This is a genomic window from Aestuariibius insulae, from assembly GCF_040783535.2.
Taxonomy (GTDB): Bacteria; Pseudomonadota; Alphaproteobacteria; order Rhodobacterales; family Rhodobacteraceae; genus Aestuariibius; species Aestuariibius insulae.
This window is the reverse complement of record NZ_JBFONW020000001.1, coordinates 609653-625503: the sequence shown is the minus strand read 5'-3', so window position 1 is coordinate 625503 and position 15851 is coordinate 609653. Positions and strand designations below refer to the sequence as shown.

17 protein-coding genes are annotated in these 15851 nt (G+C 64.6%); 6 read left to right on the top strand and 11 right to left on the bottom strand.

Going from position 1 to position 15851, the window contains the following annotated elements:
• Positions 1-47: 47 nt before the first annotated feature.
• The 3 genes from AAD018_RS03000 to gcvA all read left to right on the top strand — a co-directional run bounded on the left by AAD018_RS03000 (position 48) and on the right by gcvA (position 2837).
• Positions 48-899, top strand: a complete 852-nt coding sequence (locus AAD018_RS03000) for a patatin-like phospholipase family protein (RefSeq protein ID WP_367313616.1) — start codon at positions 48-50, stop codon at positions 897-899.
• Between the two features lie 19 nt (positions 900-918).
• Positions 919-1644: an acetoacetyl-CoA reductase gene (gene phbB, locus AAD018_RS02995; protein WP_367313617.1), complete on the top strand. Its 726-nt coding sequence runs from the start codon at positions 919-921 to the stop codon at positions 1642-1644.
• 254 nt (positions 1645-1898) lie between these two features.
• On the top strand, positions 1899-2837 hold the full coding sequence (gcvA, locus tag AAD018_RS02990; protein WP_367313618.1) for a transcriptional regulator GcvA: 939 nt from the start codon (positions 1899-1901) through the stop codon (positions 2835-2837).
• Here gcvA and AAD018_RS02985 read toward each other — a convergent pair.
• The 3 genes from AAD018_RS02985 to AAD018_RS02975 form a co-directional block, all read right to left on the bottom strand.
• Positions 2834-3001, bottom strand: coding sequence for a YdcH family protein (locus tag AAD018_RS02985; protein ID WP_367313619.1), 168 nt, complete (start codon positions 2999-3001; stop codon positions 2834-2836). The genes gcvA and AAD018_RS02985 overlap by 4 nt on opposite strands.
• A gap of 121 nt (positions 3002-3122) precedes the next feature.
• Positions 3123-3890, bottom strand: coding sequence for a tRNA1(Val) (adenine(37)-N6)-methyltransferase (locus tag AAD018_RS02980; RefSeq protein WP_367313620.1), 768 nt, complete (start codon positions 3888-3890; stop codon positions 3123-3125).
• The gene (locus AAD018_RS02975; protein ID WP_367314210.1) at positions 3887-4102 is read right to left on the bottom strand and encodes a putative signal transducing protein; all 216 of its coding nucleotides are present in this window, start codon (positions 4100-4102) and stop codon (positions 3887-3889) included. The genes AAD018_RS02980 and AAD018_RS02975 overlap by 4 nt, the downstream gene beginning before the upstream one ends.
• 58 nt (positions 4103-4160) lie before the next feature.
• Between AAD018_RS02975 and AAD018_RS02970 the strand changes: the two genes are divergently transcribed.
• Positions 4161-5159, top strand: coding sequence for a polyprenyl synthetase family protein (locus AAD018_RS02970; protein WP_367313621.1), 999 nt, complete (start codon positions 4161-4163; stop codon positions 5157-5159).
• Here AAD018_RS02970 and AAD018_RS02965 read toward each other — a convergent pair.
• The 3 genes from AAD018_RS02965 to AAD018_RS02955 form a co-directional block, all read right to left on the bottom strand.
• On the bottom strand, positions 5135-6019 hold the full coding sequence (locus tag AAD018_RS02965) for a 4-(cytidine 5'-diphospho)-2-C-methyl-D-erythritol kinase (RefSeq protein WP_367313622.1): 885 nt from the start codon (positions 6017-6019) through the stop codon (positions 5135-5137). The two genes, AAD018_RS02970 and AAD018_RS02965, sit on opposite strands and share 25 nt — an antisense overlap.
• 12 nt (positions 6020-6031) lie before the next feature.
• The gene (locus AAD018_RS02960; protein WP_367313623.1) at positions 6032-7744 is read right to left on the bottom strand and encodes a tetratricopeptide repeat protein; all 1713 of its coding nucleotides are present in this window, start codon (positions 7742-7744) and stop codon (positions 6032-6034) included.
• Between the two features lie 159 nt (positions 7745-7903).
• The gene (locus AAD018_RS02955) at positions 7904-9553 is read right to left on the bottom strand and encodes an electron transfer flavoprotein-ubiquinone oxidoreductase (RefSeq protein WP_367313624.1); all 1650 of its coding nucleotides are present in this window, start codon (positions 9551-9553) and stop codon (positions 7904-7906) included.
• A 238-nt stretch (positions 9554-9791) separates the two neighbouring features.
• On the opposite strand from AAD018_RS02955, the gene greA reads away from it, so the two are divergent.
• A complete protein-coding gene (greA, locus tag AAD018_RS02950; protein ID WP_367313625.1) occupies positions 9792-10262 on the top strand; it encodes a transcription elongation factor GreA in 471 nt (156 codons plus the stop codon).
• 13 nt (positions 10263-10275) lie between these two features.
• Entirely contained in the window at positions 10276-11187 is a 912-nt protein-coding gene (locus AAD018_RS02945; RefSeq protein WP_367313626.1) for a hypothetical protein, read from the top strand.
• Here AAD018_RS02945 and AAD018_RS02940 read toward each other — a convergent pair.
• The 5 genes from AAD018_RS02940 to fdhD are packed head-to-tail and all read right to left on the bottom strand — an operon-like array spanning position 11184 to position 15841.
• Positions 11184-11768 (bottom strand): GNAT family N-acetyltransferase, encoded by a 585-nt coding sequence (locus tag AAD018_RS02940; RefSeq protein WP_367313627.1) that lies wholly within the window; start codon positions 11766-11768, stop codon positions 11184-11186. The genes AAD018_RS02945 and AAD018_RS02940 overlap by 4 nt on opposite strands.
• Positions 11765-13876, bottom strand: coding sequence for a molybdopterin-binding protein (locus AAD018_RS02935; protein ID WP_367313628.1), 2112 nt, complete (start codon positions 13874-13876; stop codon positions 11765-11767). Before AAD018_RS02935 ends, AAD018_RS02940 begins: the two co-directional genes overlap by 4 nt.
• Positions 13873-14364: a molybdopterin-guanine dinucleotide biosynthesis protein B gene (mobB, locus tag AAD018_RS02930; RefSeq protein WP_367313629.1), complete on the bottom strand. Its 492-nt coding sequence runs from the start codon at positions 14362-14364 to the stop codon at positions 13873-13875. Before mobB ends, AAD018_RS02935 begins: the two co-directional genes overlap by 4 nt.
• Positions 14361-14966 (bottom strand): molybdenum cofactor guanylyltransferase MobA, encoded by a 606-nt coding sequence (gene mobA / locus AAD018_RS02925; protein WP_367313630.1) that lies wholly within the window; start codon positions 14964-14966, stop codon positions 14361-14363. The genes mobB and mobA overlap by 4 nt, the downstream gene beginning before the upstream one ends.
• Complete coding sequence (fdhD, locus tag AAD018_RS02920; protein WP_367313631.1) at positions 14963-15841, bottom strand: formate dehydrogenase accessory sulfurtransferase FdhD; 879 nt, start codon at positions 15839-15841, stop codon at positions 14963-14965. Before fdhD ends, mobA begins: the two co-directional genes overlap by 4 nt.
• Positions 15842-15851: the final 10 nt, after the last annotated feature.

The window sequence follows — 15851 nt, the reverse complement described above, 5'->3', positions numbered from 1 at the left end:
GGCTCGATGGAGCGCTTGTTTGCTTTGTTTTGATCGGCGCGCGCGGCATGACGGATAGCGCTGGGCCTCCCCTGCCTTACGAGCAGCTGGTCTTCTCGGGCGGCGGGATCCGCTGTTTCTGGCATGGTGGCTGGATCGAAACGGTGACGGCAGGGCGGGCGCTTAAGCCTGCCCGCGTGATCGGCGTCTCTGGCGGCGCGCTGTCGGGCGCGGCCTGGCTGGCCGGGCGGGAGCGGACGTTGTTGGACGTGATGTCCGAGGCATTCTCGCGCGAGACGAGCAATGTCACATGGCATGATCTTGAGGGAGAGAACGGACTGACGCCGCATCAGCGGGTCTATCGCTCGGTCGTGGAGGAGGTTCTGGACCAGGCCGCACAGGCGCGGATCGCGGAGGGGCCTGCCTTTCAGGTCTTTCTTGGTCGCCCGCCCGAAGGAGCGCTGTCGGATCTCGCCGCGCTTTTGGGCGGCAGCGCCTACGAGCTGGAGAAACGCCTGTTTGCGCGCGGGACGTCGGACTGGTCGGTCAAATTCGGGCTGACCGGCGAGCGGATCGATGCGCGAGCGGCTGCGAAGGAGGGCCGACTTGTGGATCTGGTGGCAGCGGCGGCGACGATCCCGCCGGTCTTTTCGATACCCGACTGGGAGGGTGCCCCGGTGATCGACGGGGGCATGGTCGACCAGACGCCGTTTCCCGATCCTGATGAGGGGCGTACCCTGGTGCTATCGACGCGCAGCTACAGCGACCTGCCTCATGCGTCGGAGCGCGATTTTGTCGAGCCGTCGGAACCGGTTCTGGATCAGAAGATTGACTTTACCGATCCCGCCAAGCTTGAGGAGGCCTGGCGGCTCGGACAGGAGGATGGTGCGACGTGGCTTGCGGCGCATCGCGGTGGCTGAATTCAAGGGAGGAGAGACCATGGCCAGAACGGCAATCGTGACCGGAGGATCGCGCGGTATCGGAGCGGCGATCGCGAAAGGGTTGAAGGAGGCGGGCTGCGAAGTCGCGGCGACCTATGCGGGCAATGACGAGAAGGCCAAGGCCTTTATGGACGAGACCGGGATCAAGACCTACAAATGGGATGTCGGCAGCTATGAGGCCTGCAAGGACGGGATTGCGCAGATCGAAGAGGATCTGGGGCCGATCGATATTCTGGTGAACAATGCCGGGATCACGCGGGATGCGCCGTTCCACCGGATGAGTCCGGAGCAGTGGAACGAAGTGATCGACACGAACCTCACGGGGCTTTTCAACATGACGCATAACGTCTGGGGCGGCATGCGCGAGCGGAAGTTCGGGCGCGTCGTTTCCATCAGTTCGATCAACGGGCAGAAGGGTCAGTTCGCGCAGGCAAATTACTCGGCGGCCAAGGCGGGGGATCTGGGTTTCACCAAGGCGCTGGCACAGGAAGGCGCGCGGGCCGGGATCACAGTGAACGCTGTGTGCCCGGGTTATATCAACACGGACATGATGGCGGGCATCAAGGACGAGGTGATGAAGGATGTGATCCTGCCCGCGATCCCCGTCGGGCGGCTCGGCGAGGCAGAGGAAATCGCGCGCTGCGTGGTGTTTCTGGCCTCGGACAAAGCCGGGTTCATAACCGGATCAACAATTAGCGCGAATGGCGGTCAGTATATGGTCTGACCTGTTCGGGCGGGGCCATTAGCAGCCCCGTCCTTTTTCAGCCGAAGAGGCGGGTCCAGACGCTGCGCAAGACGGCGCCGCGCGCTTTGTGGGCGGCTTTCATGGCGTGGCGCAGGCGGGTGTCGGTTTCGATCTCAAACATGGGTGGACTCCTTTGGCGGGGTGACGTGTGACTTGCGCTTAAGATGCGCTTGGGCGCGGCGCCTGACAAACGAGACTTTTCAAGCGTTCGGTTAAGTTCTACTTATGTGATCATGAGCGAGCGCCTACCTCCGTTGACGGCGCTGCGCGCCTTTGAGGCAGCAGCGCGGCATCTGTCCTTTGCCAAGGCGGCGGAGGAACTGTCAGTGACCCCCGCGGCGCTGTCATTTCAGATCAAGTCGCTGGAGGAGCATCTGGGTCAGCCGGTCTTTCGCCGCCTGAACCGCGCGGTGGAGCTGACCGAAGCCGGGCGGGCGTTGCAGCCTGGGATGCAGGAGGGGTTCGCGGCGCTTAACGGCGCGTGGCGGGTGGCGCGAAAGCTGAACGATACCAAGCGTTTGACTGTCACGGCGGGGCCGGGCTTCACGTCGAAATGGCTGGCGCCGCGGCTGTTCAAGTTTGCGCAGGAGAATCCGGATCTGGAGCTGCGTTTTTCAGCCAGCCTGCGGCTGATGGATTTCGACCGGGACGAGGTGGATCTGGCGATCCGGTTCGGTCAAGGCGGGGATGAGGGGCTTTATTCCCGCACGCTGATCCGGGAATGGCTGACGCCGATGATGACGCCGCAGATGGCGAAGGGCCTTCGGGCGCCTGAGGATCTGCTCGACCTGCCGCTTATCCATCAGGACGATATAGGATTTCTTGAGCCGCCAATGGGTTGGCCCGCCTGGTTCCGGGCGGTCGGGGTGGAGCCACCCGAGATGGCGGGGCCACATTTCAGCCAAGCCGATCATGCGGTCAACGCCGCGCTTGCGGGGGCCGGTGTGGTTCTGGGGCGGGTGTCGTTAGCGGAATCGCATCTGCGCGAAGGGCAGCTTGTCATGCCCTTCGCCCGGGCGCTTTGGGCCAATGCGACCTACCGGATCATCTGCCCCGAGGGGGCGGAGACCCGTCCTCCGGTCGCGCGGTTCATCGAATTGATCACGCGCGAGGTCGAGGATATCGACGAGCTGACCGCGACGCGCGATTTCGGCGGCGCGGACGAGACCTAGCCTGCGCTGAGGCGGCTGATCTCTTCCTTGAGGTGGAGCTTTTGCTTTTTCATGCTCGCGATGGCGAGATCATCGTATCCGGGACTGCGTTGCGCTTCTTCGACCTGTGCGGAGAGGGCTTCGTGCTTTTTCCTCAGTTCCTCGACATGCGATGTCAGGCTCATGGGCATCCTCCTATGCTTTGGTGTCAGATCCTCAGCGGATCACAGAACGGCAACCAAGTCACGCCGCAGAGCAGCGCAGGGCGGCCTTGATTACGAAATCATAACATAGGTTGACGTAGGGTTAATTCCAAAGGGGGAGAGGTGCGGTTTTTCGCAGCACTTTGGAAATTGTCTGGGTGTAATCGTCTGTGTCCGAGAGGTGTTCGGGCCCGTCATGGAGCGGGAGGGGCGCGGCAAGTCGCAGGGGCGCACGGCCGTCCTTGACCGCGCGAACAAGGACGAGGTTCGGGTCGCGACCGGCGCGGGGTGCGAGAGGGGCGATCTGCATGCTCCCCAGGCGCCCCTCCAGCGCGGCGAGGATCTGGGGCAGTCGGTCGGGCTTTTGGATGAGCGTGAGCGCGCCTCGCGGAGCGAGCCGCCGGGCGGCGGTGTCGATCCAGTCGGCGAGCGTGGCCTCGCCAGAGCGGGCAGTGGCGCGGCCCGGGTTCGTCGAGGGGGTGGTTTTCGAGCGTTCGAAGTAGGGCGGATTGGCGATGACGTGGGTGAATTGCCGCTGACGCAGGGCAGCAGGCAGATCGCGCAGATCCGCCTCCACGATGGTAGCGGGAATGGCGTTGAGATTGGCATTGCGGCGGGCGAGATCGGCATAGGCCGGTTGCAGCTCGACCCCGGTCAGGTCGATCCCGGGGACCCGGCGGGCGAGACAAAGCCCAGCGATGCCGCCGCCACAGCCTAGATCGAGGACGGTGTCGCCCGCCTTGGCCGGACAAGCAGCGGCGAGCAGGACCGGGTCGATCCCTGCGCGGTAGCCATCTTTGGGCTGGAGCAGGCGGAGCGCACCGCCCAGGAAGGCGTTCTCGGTCAGGTAGTCCTCGGGAAAGACCGTCACCGACCCAGATCGATATCGTTATCGCGCAGGACCGCTTCGGCCATGAAAAGGTCGGCGCTGCGCACCATGAGGCGGCGCGGCAAAACGCCTATGCTGCCTTCGAGGACGCTCATATTTACGTCCATCTCAAACCACCGTATATCCTCCCCGTCCAGGAGGGCCTTGGCAAAGGCGATGATCGTCGGGTCGTTGCTGCGCAGAAGCTCTTTCATATTCATGACGTAGTGGCTTGGCCCTCCGGTTGTCGAGCCACATTGACGAAAGTGTCAGATGAGCCTCGATCAGCCCTCGCAGAAACCCCATGACCGTCTGGCGGCGGCGCTGGCCGAGGAAATGGGCGCGGTCAATGCGCTGATCCGCGACCGGATGGCATCCGAGCATGCGCCGCGCATCCCTGAGGTGACGGCACATCTGGTGGAGGCGGGAGGCAAGCGGCTGCGGCCGATGCTGACGTTGGCAGCGGCGAAGATGTGCGGCTATGCCGGACCCTATCACATCCATCTGGCGGCGACGGTGGAGTTCATCCACACGGCGACGCTGCTGCATGACGATGTGGTCGACGAGAGCGAGCAGCGGCGCGGGCGGCCCACGGCGAACCTTTTGTGGGACAACCAGTCAAGTGTGTTGGTCGGCGATTATCTGTTCGCGCGGTCGTTTCAGTTGATGGTCGAGACAGGGAGCCTTCGGGTTCTCGATATCCTCGCGAATGCGGCGGCGACAATTGCGGAAGGTGAGGTTCTTCAGCTGTCGGCGGCGCGAGATCTGGGAACGGATGAGGGCGTCTATCTCAAGATCGTGCGCGGCAAGACGGCGGCGCTGTTTTCGGCGGCGATGGAGGTCGGCGGTGTGATCGCGGAGCGGTCCGAGGCGGAGGTGCGGGCGCTTTACGATTATGGCGATGCGCTGGGGATCGCATTTCAGATCGTGGACGATCTGCTGGATTACGGCGGTTCGGATGCGACGGGCAAGAATATCGGCGACGATTTCCGTGAGCGGAAGCTGACGCTGCCGGTCATCAAGGCCGTCGCGGCTGCAACGGGTGAGGAGCGGGCATTCTGGGTGCGCGTGATCGAGAAAGGCGACCAGCGGGACGGTGATTTGGAACATGCGCTGGAGCTGCTGGCACGGCATGGCGCGATGGAGGCGGCGCGGGCCGATGCTTTGGGCTGGGTTGCCACGGCGAAAGCGGCGATGGCGACGCTGCCGGAGAGCGATCTGCGCGGGATGCTGGTCGATCTGGCTGATTACGTGGTGGCGCGGATCAGTTGAGGGGCGGCCTTGGCTTGCCCGTCGAGGCGAGTCGGGGCGATCCACCAGTCGGGATGCGTTTCGGAGAGGGTGTTGGCGGCGGCTTGTGCCTCGCCCTCTGACGCGTAGAGGCCGAAGCAGGTCGCGCCGGAGCCGGACATGCGGGCGAGCTGGCAGCCTTGGGTTTCGAAGATTTCGGTGAGCGTCTGCTCGATGATCGGCTGGCGCAAGATCGCGGGGGCCTCAAGATCGTTGCATTGGGTTTTCAGCCAGTCGAGCAGCAGCTCTCCCGTCGGGAGGGAATCTAGCGGCGGGTTCTGTTTGGTTTCGAGCGCGGCGAAGACGGCGGGGGTCGGGATGGTTACGCCAGGATTAACGAGCAGGATCGGGAGCGGCGGGATGTCCTGGAGCGGGGTCAGATCCTCGCCGATGCCGCGCATGCGGGTGGGCGCGCTGGCGATGCAGGCGGGGATATCGGCACCGATGCCGAGAAGCTTTGCAAGATCGGCTTGGGAGGGCTTGGGAGGCGCATCGGTGAGGGCCGCCATCGCTCGGTAAAGCGCGGCGGCATCGGCGGAGCCGCCGCCGATGCCGGCCATGGCGGGCAGGTGCTTGTCGAGTGTGATCCGCGCCTCCACGCCTGGCCATATCGCGGTCAGGGTTTGAAGGATCAGGTTGCGGGCGTCGGTTGGCACACCCTCGGCTCGAGGGCCGGTGACCTCGAGCCCCGACGGACCTGAGAGATCGACCGTGAGCAAGTCCCCGATCCCGGCAAAGGCAACGAGGCTGTCGAGTAGATGATAGCCATCCTCGCGCTGCCCGGTGACGTGAAGCGCGAGGTTGATCTTGGCCGGAGCGAAGACGCGGGCGGACCGCGTCACTGGGTCGTGGCCCTAGCCATCGTCGCGGGACGATCTTTCCGCTGCCAACCGCTGCACCGTGTCGAGTTCGGCTCCGCCCGTGAAGTCGAGACCCCGGTCGATCTTTTGCTGAAGCTCGCTCGCCAGCTCGGGCTCGGGCTTGAAGGAAAGGGCGCGGCGCCACTGAAAACGGGCCTCCTTGGCGCGGCCAACGGACCAGTAGGCGTCGCCCAGATGATCGTTGATGGTCGGATCGGTCGGCTCGAGCTCGGTCGCGCGCTCGAGCTGGCCCACGGCCTCTTCCACGCGGCCAAGGCGGTAGAGCGCCCAGCCGAGGCTGTCGATGATGTGGCCCGCATCGGGCCGCGCGCGGGCGGCGCGGTCGATCATGTCGAGCGCTTCGGACAGACGTTCGTTCTTTTCGACCAGCGAATAGCCGAGATAGTTCAGGACCTGCGGCTGGTCGGGATTCTTGTCGAGCGCGGCGCGAAGGTCGGCTTCGGCTTCGGCCCAGTTTCCGCTGCGATCCTTGGTGATGCCGCGATAGTAGAGGATTGTCCAAGGCGCGGCATCGCCCATCAGATTGAGCGCGCGATCATAGGCGCGGCCTGCCTCGTCATAGCGGCTGAGGCGGCGCATTGTATCGCCGAGCAATGCGTGGACACGCGGCAGGGCGCCGTGGGTTTCGGTGAGCTGGCGCAGCACCTCGATCGAGGCCTCGACCTGACCCGATTGGCGGAGCGCCTCGGCGCGGCCCATCTCGGCCGAGGCAAAGGCGGGATCGTCGCGGGTGATCGTGTCGTAAGCGGCCGTCGCAAGGCCGTGCTGGCCAAGCCGGTCGAGAAGGCGCGCAGACATCAGGATCGCATCGGTGTGGCCTGGATCGATATGGGCGGCGGTACGGGTGTAGAGCAGAGTGTAGTCGTCGGCCATCTCGCCATCGAGCGCCGTGGCGACGGAGAAGAAGACTTCGGCCAGACCGCTTCGGGGTGTGGGGATCAGATCGAAGCTGAGGCCGTTGCCCTTGGCGAGCGTTGTCTGCATCCTGAGGACAAGCGGGTCGCGGCGGGCGCCGAAGACCTCGGTCAGGAGCTGGGCGGCTTCGACGTCGCGGTCGAGTTCGCTGAGGATCTGCGCGCGGGCTATGGCGCCCCGGCGGCTGCGGGCGATGATCTGTCCGGTTTCGGAGGTCATGACGGCCTCGGCCGCGTCGAACCGGCCGATGGAGGCGAGGGCGAGCGCCTTGTGATAAAGCGCAAAGCCGGTCAGGCCTTCGGTATCGGCCACTTCGTCGAAAGCGTCGATCGCGGCATCTATCTTGCCTTCGGCAATGAAGGCCCAGGCTTGCAGAAGACCGTCGACCAGCGGGCCAACGGTGTGGCCGGATTCAAGAGAGGTGAAGATCTCCCGGTAGTTGCCGGTGAGAATGTCGTCTGCGGCGAGCGCCATGGAGGCGACCTGGCTGGTGCCGCCGCTGGCGCGCAACCGCTCTGCGATGGAGATGGCCTGGGGGACCCGGCCTGCGGCCATCTGGGCCGCGATGCCTTTTTCCATGATCTCAAGGTGGCCCTGATTTTCGAGCATTGCCTGCACGAAATAGCGCGAGGCGGCTTCGAAGTTCTTATCGAGCCCGGCCTGTCTGGCGGCAAGGTAGGCCCCTGCCCCGTCCTGCGCTGTCGCTCCCGACGTCAACGCAATTGCAAACACTGCTCCGAGGCTCCACGAGCCCCTTCTATATATTGTCATTCGGACCGTCCCCTCGGCTGAATGTCGTTGGTTCCCCCAGAATTCAGCCTAGTGAGGCGATTTCTGGGCGACAACCGGGGAGATGCGTGAATTCCGGGGGGCGCGCTGCTTTTACGCAACGGATCGGGGCATATGCCTGCGAAAGAGGCAGGCTTTAACTCACATATTCGGGTAGTTAGGCCCGTCACCCCCCTGCGGAACCGTCCAAACGATGTTCTGGGAGGGGTCCTTTATGTCGCAGGTCTTGCAGTGCACGCAGTTCTGGAAGTTGATGACGAAACGCGCATCCTTGCCTTCTTCTTCGACGAATTCGTAGACGCCCGCCGGGCAATAGCGCTGTGAGGGGCCTGCATATTTCGGCAGGTTCACGTCGACCGGGACGCTCGCGTCTTTCAGCGTGAGGTGGGCGGGCTGTTGCTCTTCATGGTTGGTGAAGGAGAAGGCGACATTGGTCAGGCGGTCGAAGCTGATCGTGCCGTCGGGCTTGGGGTAGTCGATCGGCTTGTGATTTGCGGCGTCGCCGGTGGCTTCCGCGTCGGTCTTGCCATGTTTCATCGTGCCCATGAGGGAGAAGCCGAACGTGTTAGTCCACATATCGACGCCGCCGCCGACAAGGCTCGCCATCAGGCCGTGCTTGGACCAGAGCGGTTTGACGTTGCGGACAGGCTTGAGGTCTTTGGCGATCTCGCCGGTGCGCACGAGGGCGTCGTAGCCGTTCAGGAGATCCCCGCTGCGATCTTCGGAGAGGGCCACGGCGACAGCCTCGGCCGCGGCGATGCCGGAGAGCATGGCGTTGTGGTTGCCCTTGATCCGGGGGACGTTGACCATGCCGGCGGAGCATCCGAGCAGTGCGCCGCCGGGGAATTCCAGCTTGGGCAGGGACTGCCAGCCACCCTCTGAGATAGCGCGCGCGCCGTAGGCCACGCGCTTTCCGCCTTCGAGCAGCTCCTTGACCATCGGATGGTGCTTGAACTGCTGGAAGGACAGGTAGGGGTTCACATAGGGGTTTTCGTAGCCGAGATGGACGACGAAGCCGACATAGACCTGATTGTTGTCGAGGTGGTAGATGAAGGATCCGCCGCCTGCATTGCTGCCCAGCGGCCAGCCCATCGTATGGGTCACGGTGCCGGGCTTGTGCTTGGCGGGGTCGATCTCCCACAGCTCTTTCATGCCGAGACCATATTTCTGCACGTCGCAGTCGGCATCGAGGGCGTACTTCGCGATCACCTGCTTGGAAAGCGAGCCGCGCACGCCTTCGCCTAGAAGGACGTATTTGCCGTGCAGCTCCATCCCCGGCTCATAGCCGTCGCCGGGCGTGCCATCCGGGTTCTTGCCGAATTCGCCCGCCACGACGCCTTTGACCTCGCCGTTTTCGCCGTAGACCAGTTCGGAGCAGGACATGCCGGGGAAGATCTCGACCTCGAGCGCCTCAGCCTGTTCGGCGAGCCAGCGGCAGACATTGCCCATGGAGACAATGTAATTGCCGTGGTTCTTCATCAAAGGCGGCATCGGCCAGAGCGGGATACGGATCTTGCCCGCTTCGCCCAGCATGAAGAAGTTGTCGTCCTTGACCGCCACATCGAGCGGGGCGCCTTTGTCCTTCCAGTCGGGGATCAGCTTGTCGAGGCCGATGGGATCCAGCACCGCGCCCGACAAAATATGCGCGCCAACCTCGGAGCCTTTTTCGAGCACGACGACGGAAAGATCGGGATTGATCTGTTTGAGCCGGATCGCCGATGAGATGCCCGCGGGACCTGCCCCCACGATCACGACATCATATTCCATCGCTTCGCGTTCGATCTGGCTCATCTGGCTCTCCTGTCGCGCGGCGCGGCGCTGGTCATAGTTGGTCAACGTTTTGAGCGGTATAAAGGGATGCGGGGGCGCGGGGTCAATCGGAACGGGACGTTAAAAGCCGTTTCCGCGACCTTGAGACGCCGTGGCGGGCGGTCTGGCGGGAATGTCGCCTGCCGCCACGCTTCTCGTTGGGATTCCCGAAACGGGCTGATAGGCTCAGCCGGATCGACAGACGTGCAGAGGACGAGGAATGGACAAGATCCCGCTGACCAAGACCGGGTATGACGCGGTGAATGTAGAGCTGAAACAGCTCAAGAGCGAGGAACGCCCGGCGATCATCCGGGCGATTGCCGAAGCGCGCGAGCATGGCGATCTGAGCGAGAATGCGGAATATCATTCGGCCAAGGAAAAGCAGAGCTTCATCGAAGGCCGCATCAAGGAGCTTGAGGCTGTGATCTCGCTCGCCGATGTGATCGATCCGGCGAAGCTGTCTGGCACGGTGAAATTCGGCGCGACGGTCAAGCTGGTCGACGAGGATACGGACGAAGAAAAGACCTACCAGATCGTGGGCGAGCACGAGGCCAGCATCGAGAAGGGCAAGCTGAACGTGAAATCACCGCTTGCGCGCGCTTTGATAGGCAAGGATGAAGGCGACAGCGTCGAGGTTCGGACGCCGGGCGGCGAAAAGTCCTATGAGATCCTGGAGATCGTTTACAAGTAACGGGTGAGGCGGGTTGGCCGAGCAGTCCTCTTCCAGTGACAAGGCGAATGCGGCGTTCCTGAAGAACGCCCCCGCCGTCAGCGCTGTATCGCCCGCCGAGTTGATCGCGGGCGGGGCGGCGGCGCTGTGGATGGTGATGTCGGTGCTGCTGCTTGTGGTTTGGGGGATCGACAGCGGGATCGGGCGGATCTTTCTGGTGGTCGCGATCGCGATTTACCCGGCGATCTGCATTGCCGCCCTGGCCATTGCTTTTCGCGCGCAGAGGCTCGCCGCCGAAGAGGCGGAGCGGCTGGGCGCGGCGATTACAGCGCTGAGGCAGACATACCTGCTTGACCGGCAAAGCAGCGTCGGAGCGATCCGCCCCGCCTCTGCCCCCGTTTCGGCGCCGCGCCTTGAAGCCGCGCCGCTTGAAGTGCAGGCGGATCTGCCGCTGGATCCTGCACCGAAGGCCGCGCCTTTGACGACGGTCGAGGTGATCCGGGCGCTCAATTTTCCCGATACGGCCGAGGACAAAGTCGGGTTCTCCGCGCTGGCCAAGGCGCTGCGGGACCGGGACTTCGGCAATCTGGTCCGGTCAAGCCAGGATCTGCTGACGCTGCTCAGTCAGGATGGGATCTATATGGACGATCTGCCGCCGGACCGCGCCCGGATCGAACTATGGCGGCGCTTTGCCGCCGGAGAGCGGGGGAGCGCCGTGGGCGATGTAGGCGGGATCCGCGACCAACGGAGCCTGGACAAGATCGCCGCACGGATGCGGGACGACATGATCTTTCGCGACACAGCGCATCATTTCCTGCGCCGGTTCGATCAGTTCGTCACCGATTTCGAGGCGGAAGCGAGCGACGAAGAGCTGTCAGTGATGGCCGAGACGCGGTCGGCGCGGGCCTTCATGCTGATCGCGCGGGCCTCAGGGACGTTCGATTAGGCCAGCGTCTTGACCATCGTGGTGGCCGAGGAAAAGCCGAAGAGCTTGCTAAAGGGGCCCATATCGGTGGTGCCTTTCGGCTCGAATCCCTCGCGTTCGTAGAGGGCGCGGGCGCGTGGATTGCTGTCGATCACGTCGAGGCGCAGCTTGCGGTAGCCGCGGCTGAGCGCCTCTTGGCAGATCGCGTTCAGAAGGGCTGTGCCAATGCCCTGCCCGCGCGCCTGCGGCGAGACAAAAAGACCGTCGAGCAGGAAGCGTTCATTGTCGGTATCCCGCTCGAGCAGCATCAGGATGGCGGCGCGCCAGGTGGCGCCAAGGATGCCGTAGACCCGCCGCAGATCATGGAACCCGCCGCCGACAAGCGCGCCTTCGTAGGTCTTGAAGCCGACGACACCGAGCATTTGCCCGGCCTCGGATCTCGCGACCAGCGCATGATCGGGTCTGAGGTTGTCGACGATGAACTTGAGGGCGAGGCGCTTGGGGCCAAGGACGCGGCCCAGCTTGCCGCCGAAGGCGCCCCAGTAAAGCTTGGCTACGGCGGGGCGTTCTGTCTCGTCGAAGCCGGGGGTGATCCGAGTCATAGCCCGAAGCTGCCGAAGGGTAGGAAGCGGACGGGGTCTCCGGGGGCGAAATCGCGGGCCTCATCCGGCAGCTCCACGAGGCCGTCCGCCCAGGTAAGGCCCCGGATGCGGCCCGAGCCTTCGGACGGGTAGACCTCAGCGCGGCCATCACGAATGCGGGCGCGCAGGTATTCGCGGCGGCCCTCTTTCTTGCGCTTGGAGAAGGCGGCGGGCAGGTCGATCCCCTGCGGTTCAGGCCAAGCGCCGCCTGCAAGACGGACGAGCGCGGGACGGGCGAAGATAAGGGTCGTGACGAACGCGGCGACCGGATTGCCGGGCAGGCCGAAGACGGGCGTTCCGTCCCAAAGGGCGAGCGCGAGAGGGCGGCCGGGTTTGACGGCGATACGCCAAAGCTCCATCGCGCCGGTCTGCTCGAGAAGGGCCGAGATATGGTCTTCGTCGCCCGCCGATGCGCCGCCGCTGGTGAGGATGGCGTCTGTCGTGGCGGCGCCGGTGTCGAGTGCGTCGCGGATCGCGATGCGATCGTCGGGCAGGCAGCCCAGATCGACGGCGTCGAAGCCCCATTGGTCGAGCAACGCGAGCAGCATCGGGCGGTTGGCGTCATGGATCTGGCCAGGGGCAAGATCGCTGCCCGAGGCGCGCAGCTCGTCACCGGTCGAAAGGACACCGACGCGCAGGCGGTCGTGGACGGTTGCGGTGCCATGGCCCGTTGCGCTGAGGAGGGCGAGGTCCTGCGGAGCGAGGCGATGACCGGCCTCGAAAATCTGCGCGTTTTGCTCGACATCTTCGCCCGCCGGGCGGGTATTGGCGCGGGGTTTGAGCGGGCCGCGAAAGGCGATGGCGTGCCCGTCGGTGGTCGTATCCTCCTCCAGAACAACGGTATCGACGCCGTCGGGCAGGACGGCTCCGGTCAGGATGCGGAGGGCCTGACCCTCGGGCAGCGTTCCATCGAAGGGCGCTCCAGCGGCGGCGCGACCTTTGGCGAGCGGGAGGTGATTGTCGTCAGGCCTAAGAACCGATGCGGAAAAGCCATAGCCATCGACCGCCGAATTGGCGGCGGGCGGATGGGCACGGCGCGCGTGGATCGGCGTTGCGGTATAGCGACCGGCGGCCTCCTGCAGGGGAAGCGTGGCCGTCGCGGTCACCGGGGTCATCGTCCGCCTGAGATGGGCGAGCGCGTCATCGACCGGCGTCCAGTGCGCGCCGCGCGGCATGGCGAAACAGTCGTCGCGAAGGGGCGGCGGTTTGAGGGGGCTGGTTTGCGCGGCGAGCGCGTTCAGCTCATCCTCGTGGCCGACCCCGAAGATCCAGCCTTCCTCGGTCGGCTCGACGTTCAGGATATCGGTCAGGCGATCCGACGGAAGGCGGGCGATGGTCTCGGCCAGGATACGGACCTGCACCTCGTCCTTGATGTCGCCGGATTTGACCTGGGGAGTGATCGCCTTGGAGAGAAGCGACGGCCAGATCTCGACAAAGGCGACGGGGCGATCCAGCGGCTCGAACGGCCAGACGGCGACCTTGCCCTCCAAGCGGTGGCGAAGGCGGTTGAGGACCGGCAGACCGGTGAAAATCTGGCTGCCGACGGCCCCTGCCCCGCCCATCTGCCAAGACGGAAAGGAGCTTGTCGCGAGTGTTTCGGCCTTCCGCTTCTCTGGCAGGCCATGATTTTCTCGATGTGTGCCCTTCCTTGGGAGGCTCTCGATGTCGCGGGATAGGCCGTTGAACCAGAATGGGCCAATGCCAGGGAAGCGGGCATTGATCTCCCCAGCGAGATCGAAGCGGTTGTTGGATTGGGGCGTGTCCTGCATCCGCTCTTCGAACCAGTCCCAGAGCGTGAGCGGATCGTCCGCGCCGGTGAGGGCCTTGGTGAAGCCTGTCGCGAAGGCGAAGCCGAAATCGAAGCCTGCAAGGACGGTGCGGCCTGCCTTGGTCTCCTCGTCCAGCAGGGTTGCCAGCGTCTCTTCGGCGATCTGGCGGTTGCGTTGGTAGAGCGTCTCAGTGGGGGCTCCGCCCCGGCAAATGGCGATCCAGATCGCGTCCTTGCGCGGGGTGGGGCCGGTGTCGTTGCCGCCGGACCAGTCGACCATGAGGATCGTGTCGGGCGTCACAGACCGGTCTCGCGCAGGATGAAATCGGCAATCTCGCGCGTTGCGTCGAGATGGAAGAGCGGGCGGTCGAGGTCGAGAGCGCTGTCGCTTGCGACTGCGCGGATCGTGGGATCACCCGGCGCGATCAAGGGCTGACGCGTGGCGGCGCGATGCGCCTCGATCTTGGGGTGGCTGTCGCGCTTGAAGCCCTCGACCAGCACCAGATCGACCGGATCGAGCCGGGTCAGCAGATTAGAAAGCGGCGGCTCGGGCGCGCCGCGCAGTTCGGACATCAGCGCCCAGCGGGTCGCGGACGAGAGCAGCACCTGACCCGCCCCGGCGGTGCGGTGGCGATAGCTGTCCTTGCCTTCCTGATCGAGATCGAAGTGGTGATGAGCATGTTTGACGGTCGAGACGGTCAGGCCGCGCCCGGTCAGATCGCTGACGAGGCGTTCCATGAGTCCAGTCTTGCCGGAGTTTTTGTAGCCGACGACGCCGAAGATAATCACAGCATGGCCTCGGCTTTGGTCAGGTCCTCGGGCGTGTTGACGTTGAAGAAGGCCGCATCATCCGGGAAGTCTGCCGTCGCCGCATTGTGGCGGTCGGTCCAGAGGACGACTTTCCGAGTGCCGTCCTTCAAGGCTGTGCGCAGGTCGTCGCGGAGGGCGGTAGACCAGAGGCCGAAGGTCGGATGGCGTCCGCCGGGGCTTGCGGCGAGCGCGATGGGGGCGCCGGCCTCGCAGGCTTGCGTCAGATGCGGGACGAGATCGCAGGGGAAGAACGGGGTGTCGCCGGCGACGGTGACGATGGCCTCGGCGCCGTGGGAGGCAGCCCAGTCGAGACCGGCGAGGACGCCCGCGAGAGGGCCGGGATGATCCGCGACGCTGTCAGGCAGGACGGGCAGGCCGAAGCGGGCGAGGCGACCGGGATCGCCGTTGGCGTTGATCGCAAGGCCGCCAACCTGCGGGGCGAGGCGGTCCAGGATGCGCTGGAGGATTGAGCTCTCGCCGAGCTTTAGCAAGGGTTTGTCCCCGCCCCCCATCCGGCGGGCCTGACCGCCCGCGAGGACGACGCCGAGCGGCGGGTTTGCGGTGCCGAGAGTGTGCGTCATTGCGCACCTTTCCGGATCTGGCGGGGGTCTTCCTTCCTATCTCGCGGCGCTACGTCGCGGATCAGGCGCTGTTCGCCGGAGAGGCAGACGAACCGCTCACCGCGCAGGCGTCCGATGAGGGTGAGGCCGACCTGCCGGGCGATCTCGACCCCCCAGGCGGTAAAGCCCGAGCGCGAGGCGAGGATCGGGATGCCCATCAGGGCGGTCTTGATGACCATTTCCGAAGTTAAGCGGCCTGTGGTGTAGAGCATCTTGTCCGACGCGGTTGCGCCCTCGGACAGCATCCAACCCGCGATCTTGTCAACGGCGTTATGGCGTCCGACATCTTCCATATAGACGAGAGGCTGCGCATCCTTGCAAAGGACGGTGCCGTGTATCGCGCCTGCCTCCAGATAGAGGGACGGCATCCGGTTGATCCGGGCGGAGAGCGCGTAAAGATCGGAGAGCTTCAGCGTCGTCTGAGGGAGCTGCACCTCGTCCAGCCCCTCCATCATGTCGCCGAAGACGGTGCCGACGGCACATCCACTGGTGCGGGTCTTCTTCTTCAGCTTCTCCTCATGGCGGGTCGTTCCATCGGTGCGGACGACGACCGTTTCCAGCTCCTCGTCATAGTCGACGCCCTTGATGGTCTCGTCCGGGGAAAGCATCCTCTGGTTGAGGAGAAATCCCAGGGCCAGATAGGCCGGATAATCGCCGATCGTCATGGCCGTCACGATCTCGGTGCCGTTGAGGAAGATGGTCAGCGGACGCTCCTCGACGACCGACGTTTCGACCGGCTCACCCTGCGCATCGATGCCGGTAACGGCACGTGTCAGGCCCGGTGCCTGCGGATTGGGCGCGATCAAAACGCCATCGAGATCGTGAGAAATTGCCAATTGCGGTTCC

Excerpts from the sequence above, each read along its gene's own strand:
- gcvA (WP_367313618.1), top strand. The coding sequence starts at position 1,899 with ATGAGCGAGCGCCTACCTCCGTTGACGGCGCTGCGCGCCTTTGAGGCA.
- AAD018_RS02970 (WP_367313621.1), top strand. The coding sequence starts at position 4,161 with ATGAGCCTCGATCAGCCCTCGCAGAAACCCCATGACCGTCTGGCGGCG.
- greA (WP_367313625.1), top strand. The coding sequence starts at position 9,792 with ATGGACAAGATCCCGCTGACCAAGACCGGGTATGACGCGGTGAATGTA.
- AAD018_RS02975 (WP_367314210.1), bottom strand. The coding sequence starts at position 4,102 with ATGAAAGAGCTTCTGCGCAGCAACGACCCGACGATCATCGCCTTTGCC.
- phbB (WP_367313617.1), top strand. The coding sequence starts at position 919 with ATGGCCAGAACGGCAATCGTGACCGGAGGATCGCGCGGTATCGGAGCG.
- AAD018_RS02960 (WP_367313623.1), bottom strand. The coding sequence starts at position 7,744 with ATGACAATATATAGAAGGGGCTCGTGGAGCCTCGGAGCAGTGTTTGCA.
- AAD018_RS03000 (WP_367313616.1), top strand. The coding sequence starts at position 48 with ATGACGGATAGCGCTGGGCCTCCCCTGCCTTACGAGCAGCTGGTCTTC.
- AAD018_RS02985 (WP_367313619.1), bottom strand. The coding sequence starts at position 3,001 with ATGAGCCTGACATCGCATGTCGAGGAACTGAGGAAAAAGCACGAAGCC.
- AAD018_RS02955 (WP_367313624.1), bottom strand. The coding sequence starts at position 9,553 with ATGAGCCAGATCGAACGCGAAGCGATGGAATATGATGTCGTGATCGTG.
- mobA (WP_367313630.1), bottom strand. The coding sequence starts at position 14,966 with ATGACGCACACTCTCGGCACCGCAAACCCGCCGCTCGGCGTCGTCCTC.
- AAD018_RS02940 (WP_367313627.1), bottom strand. The coding sequence starts at position 11,768 with ATGACTCGGATCACCCCCGGCTTCGACGAGACAGAACGCCCCGCCGTA.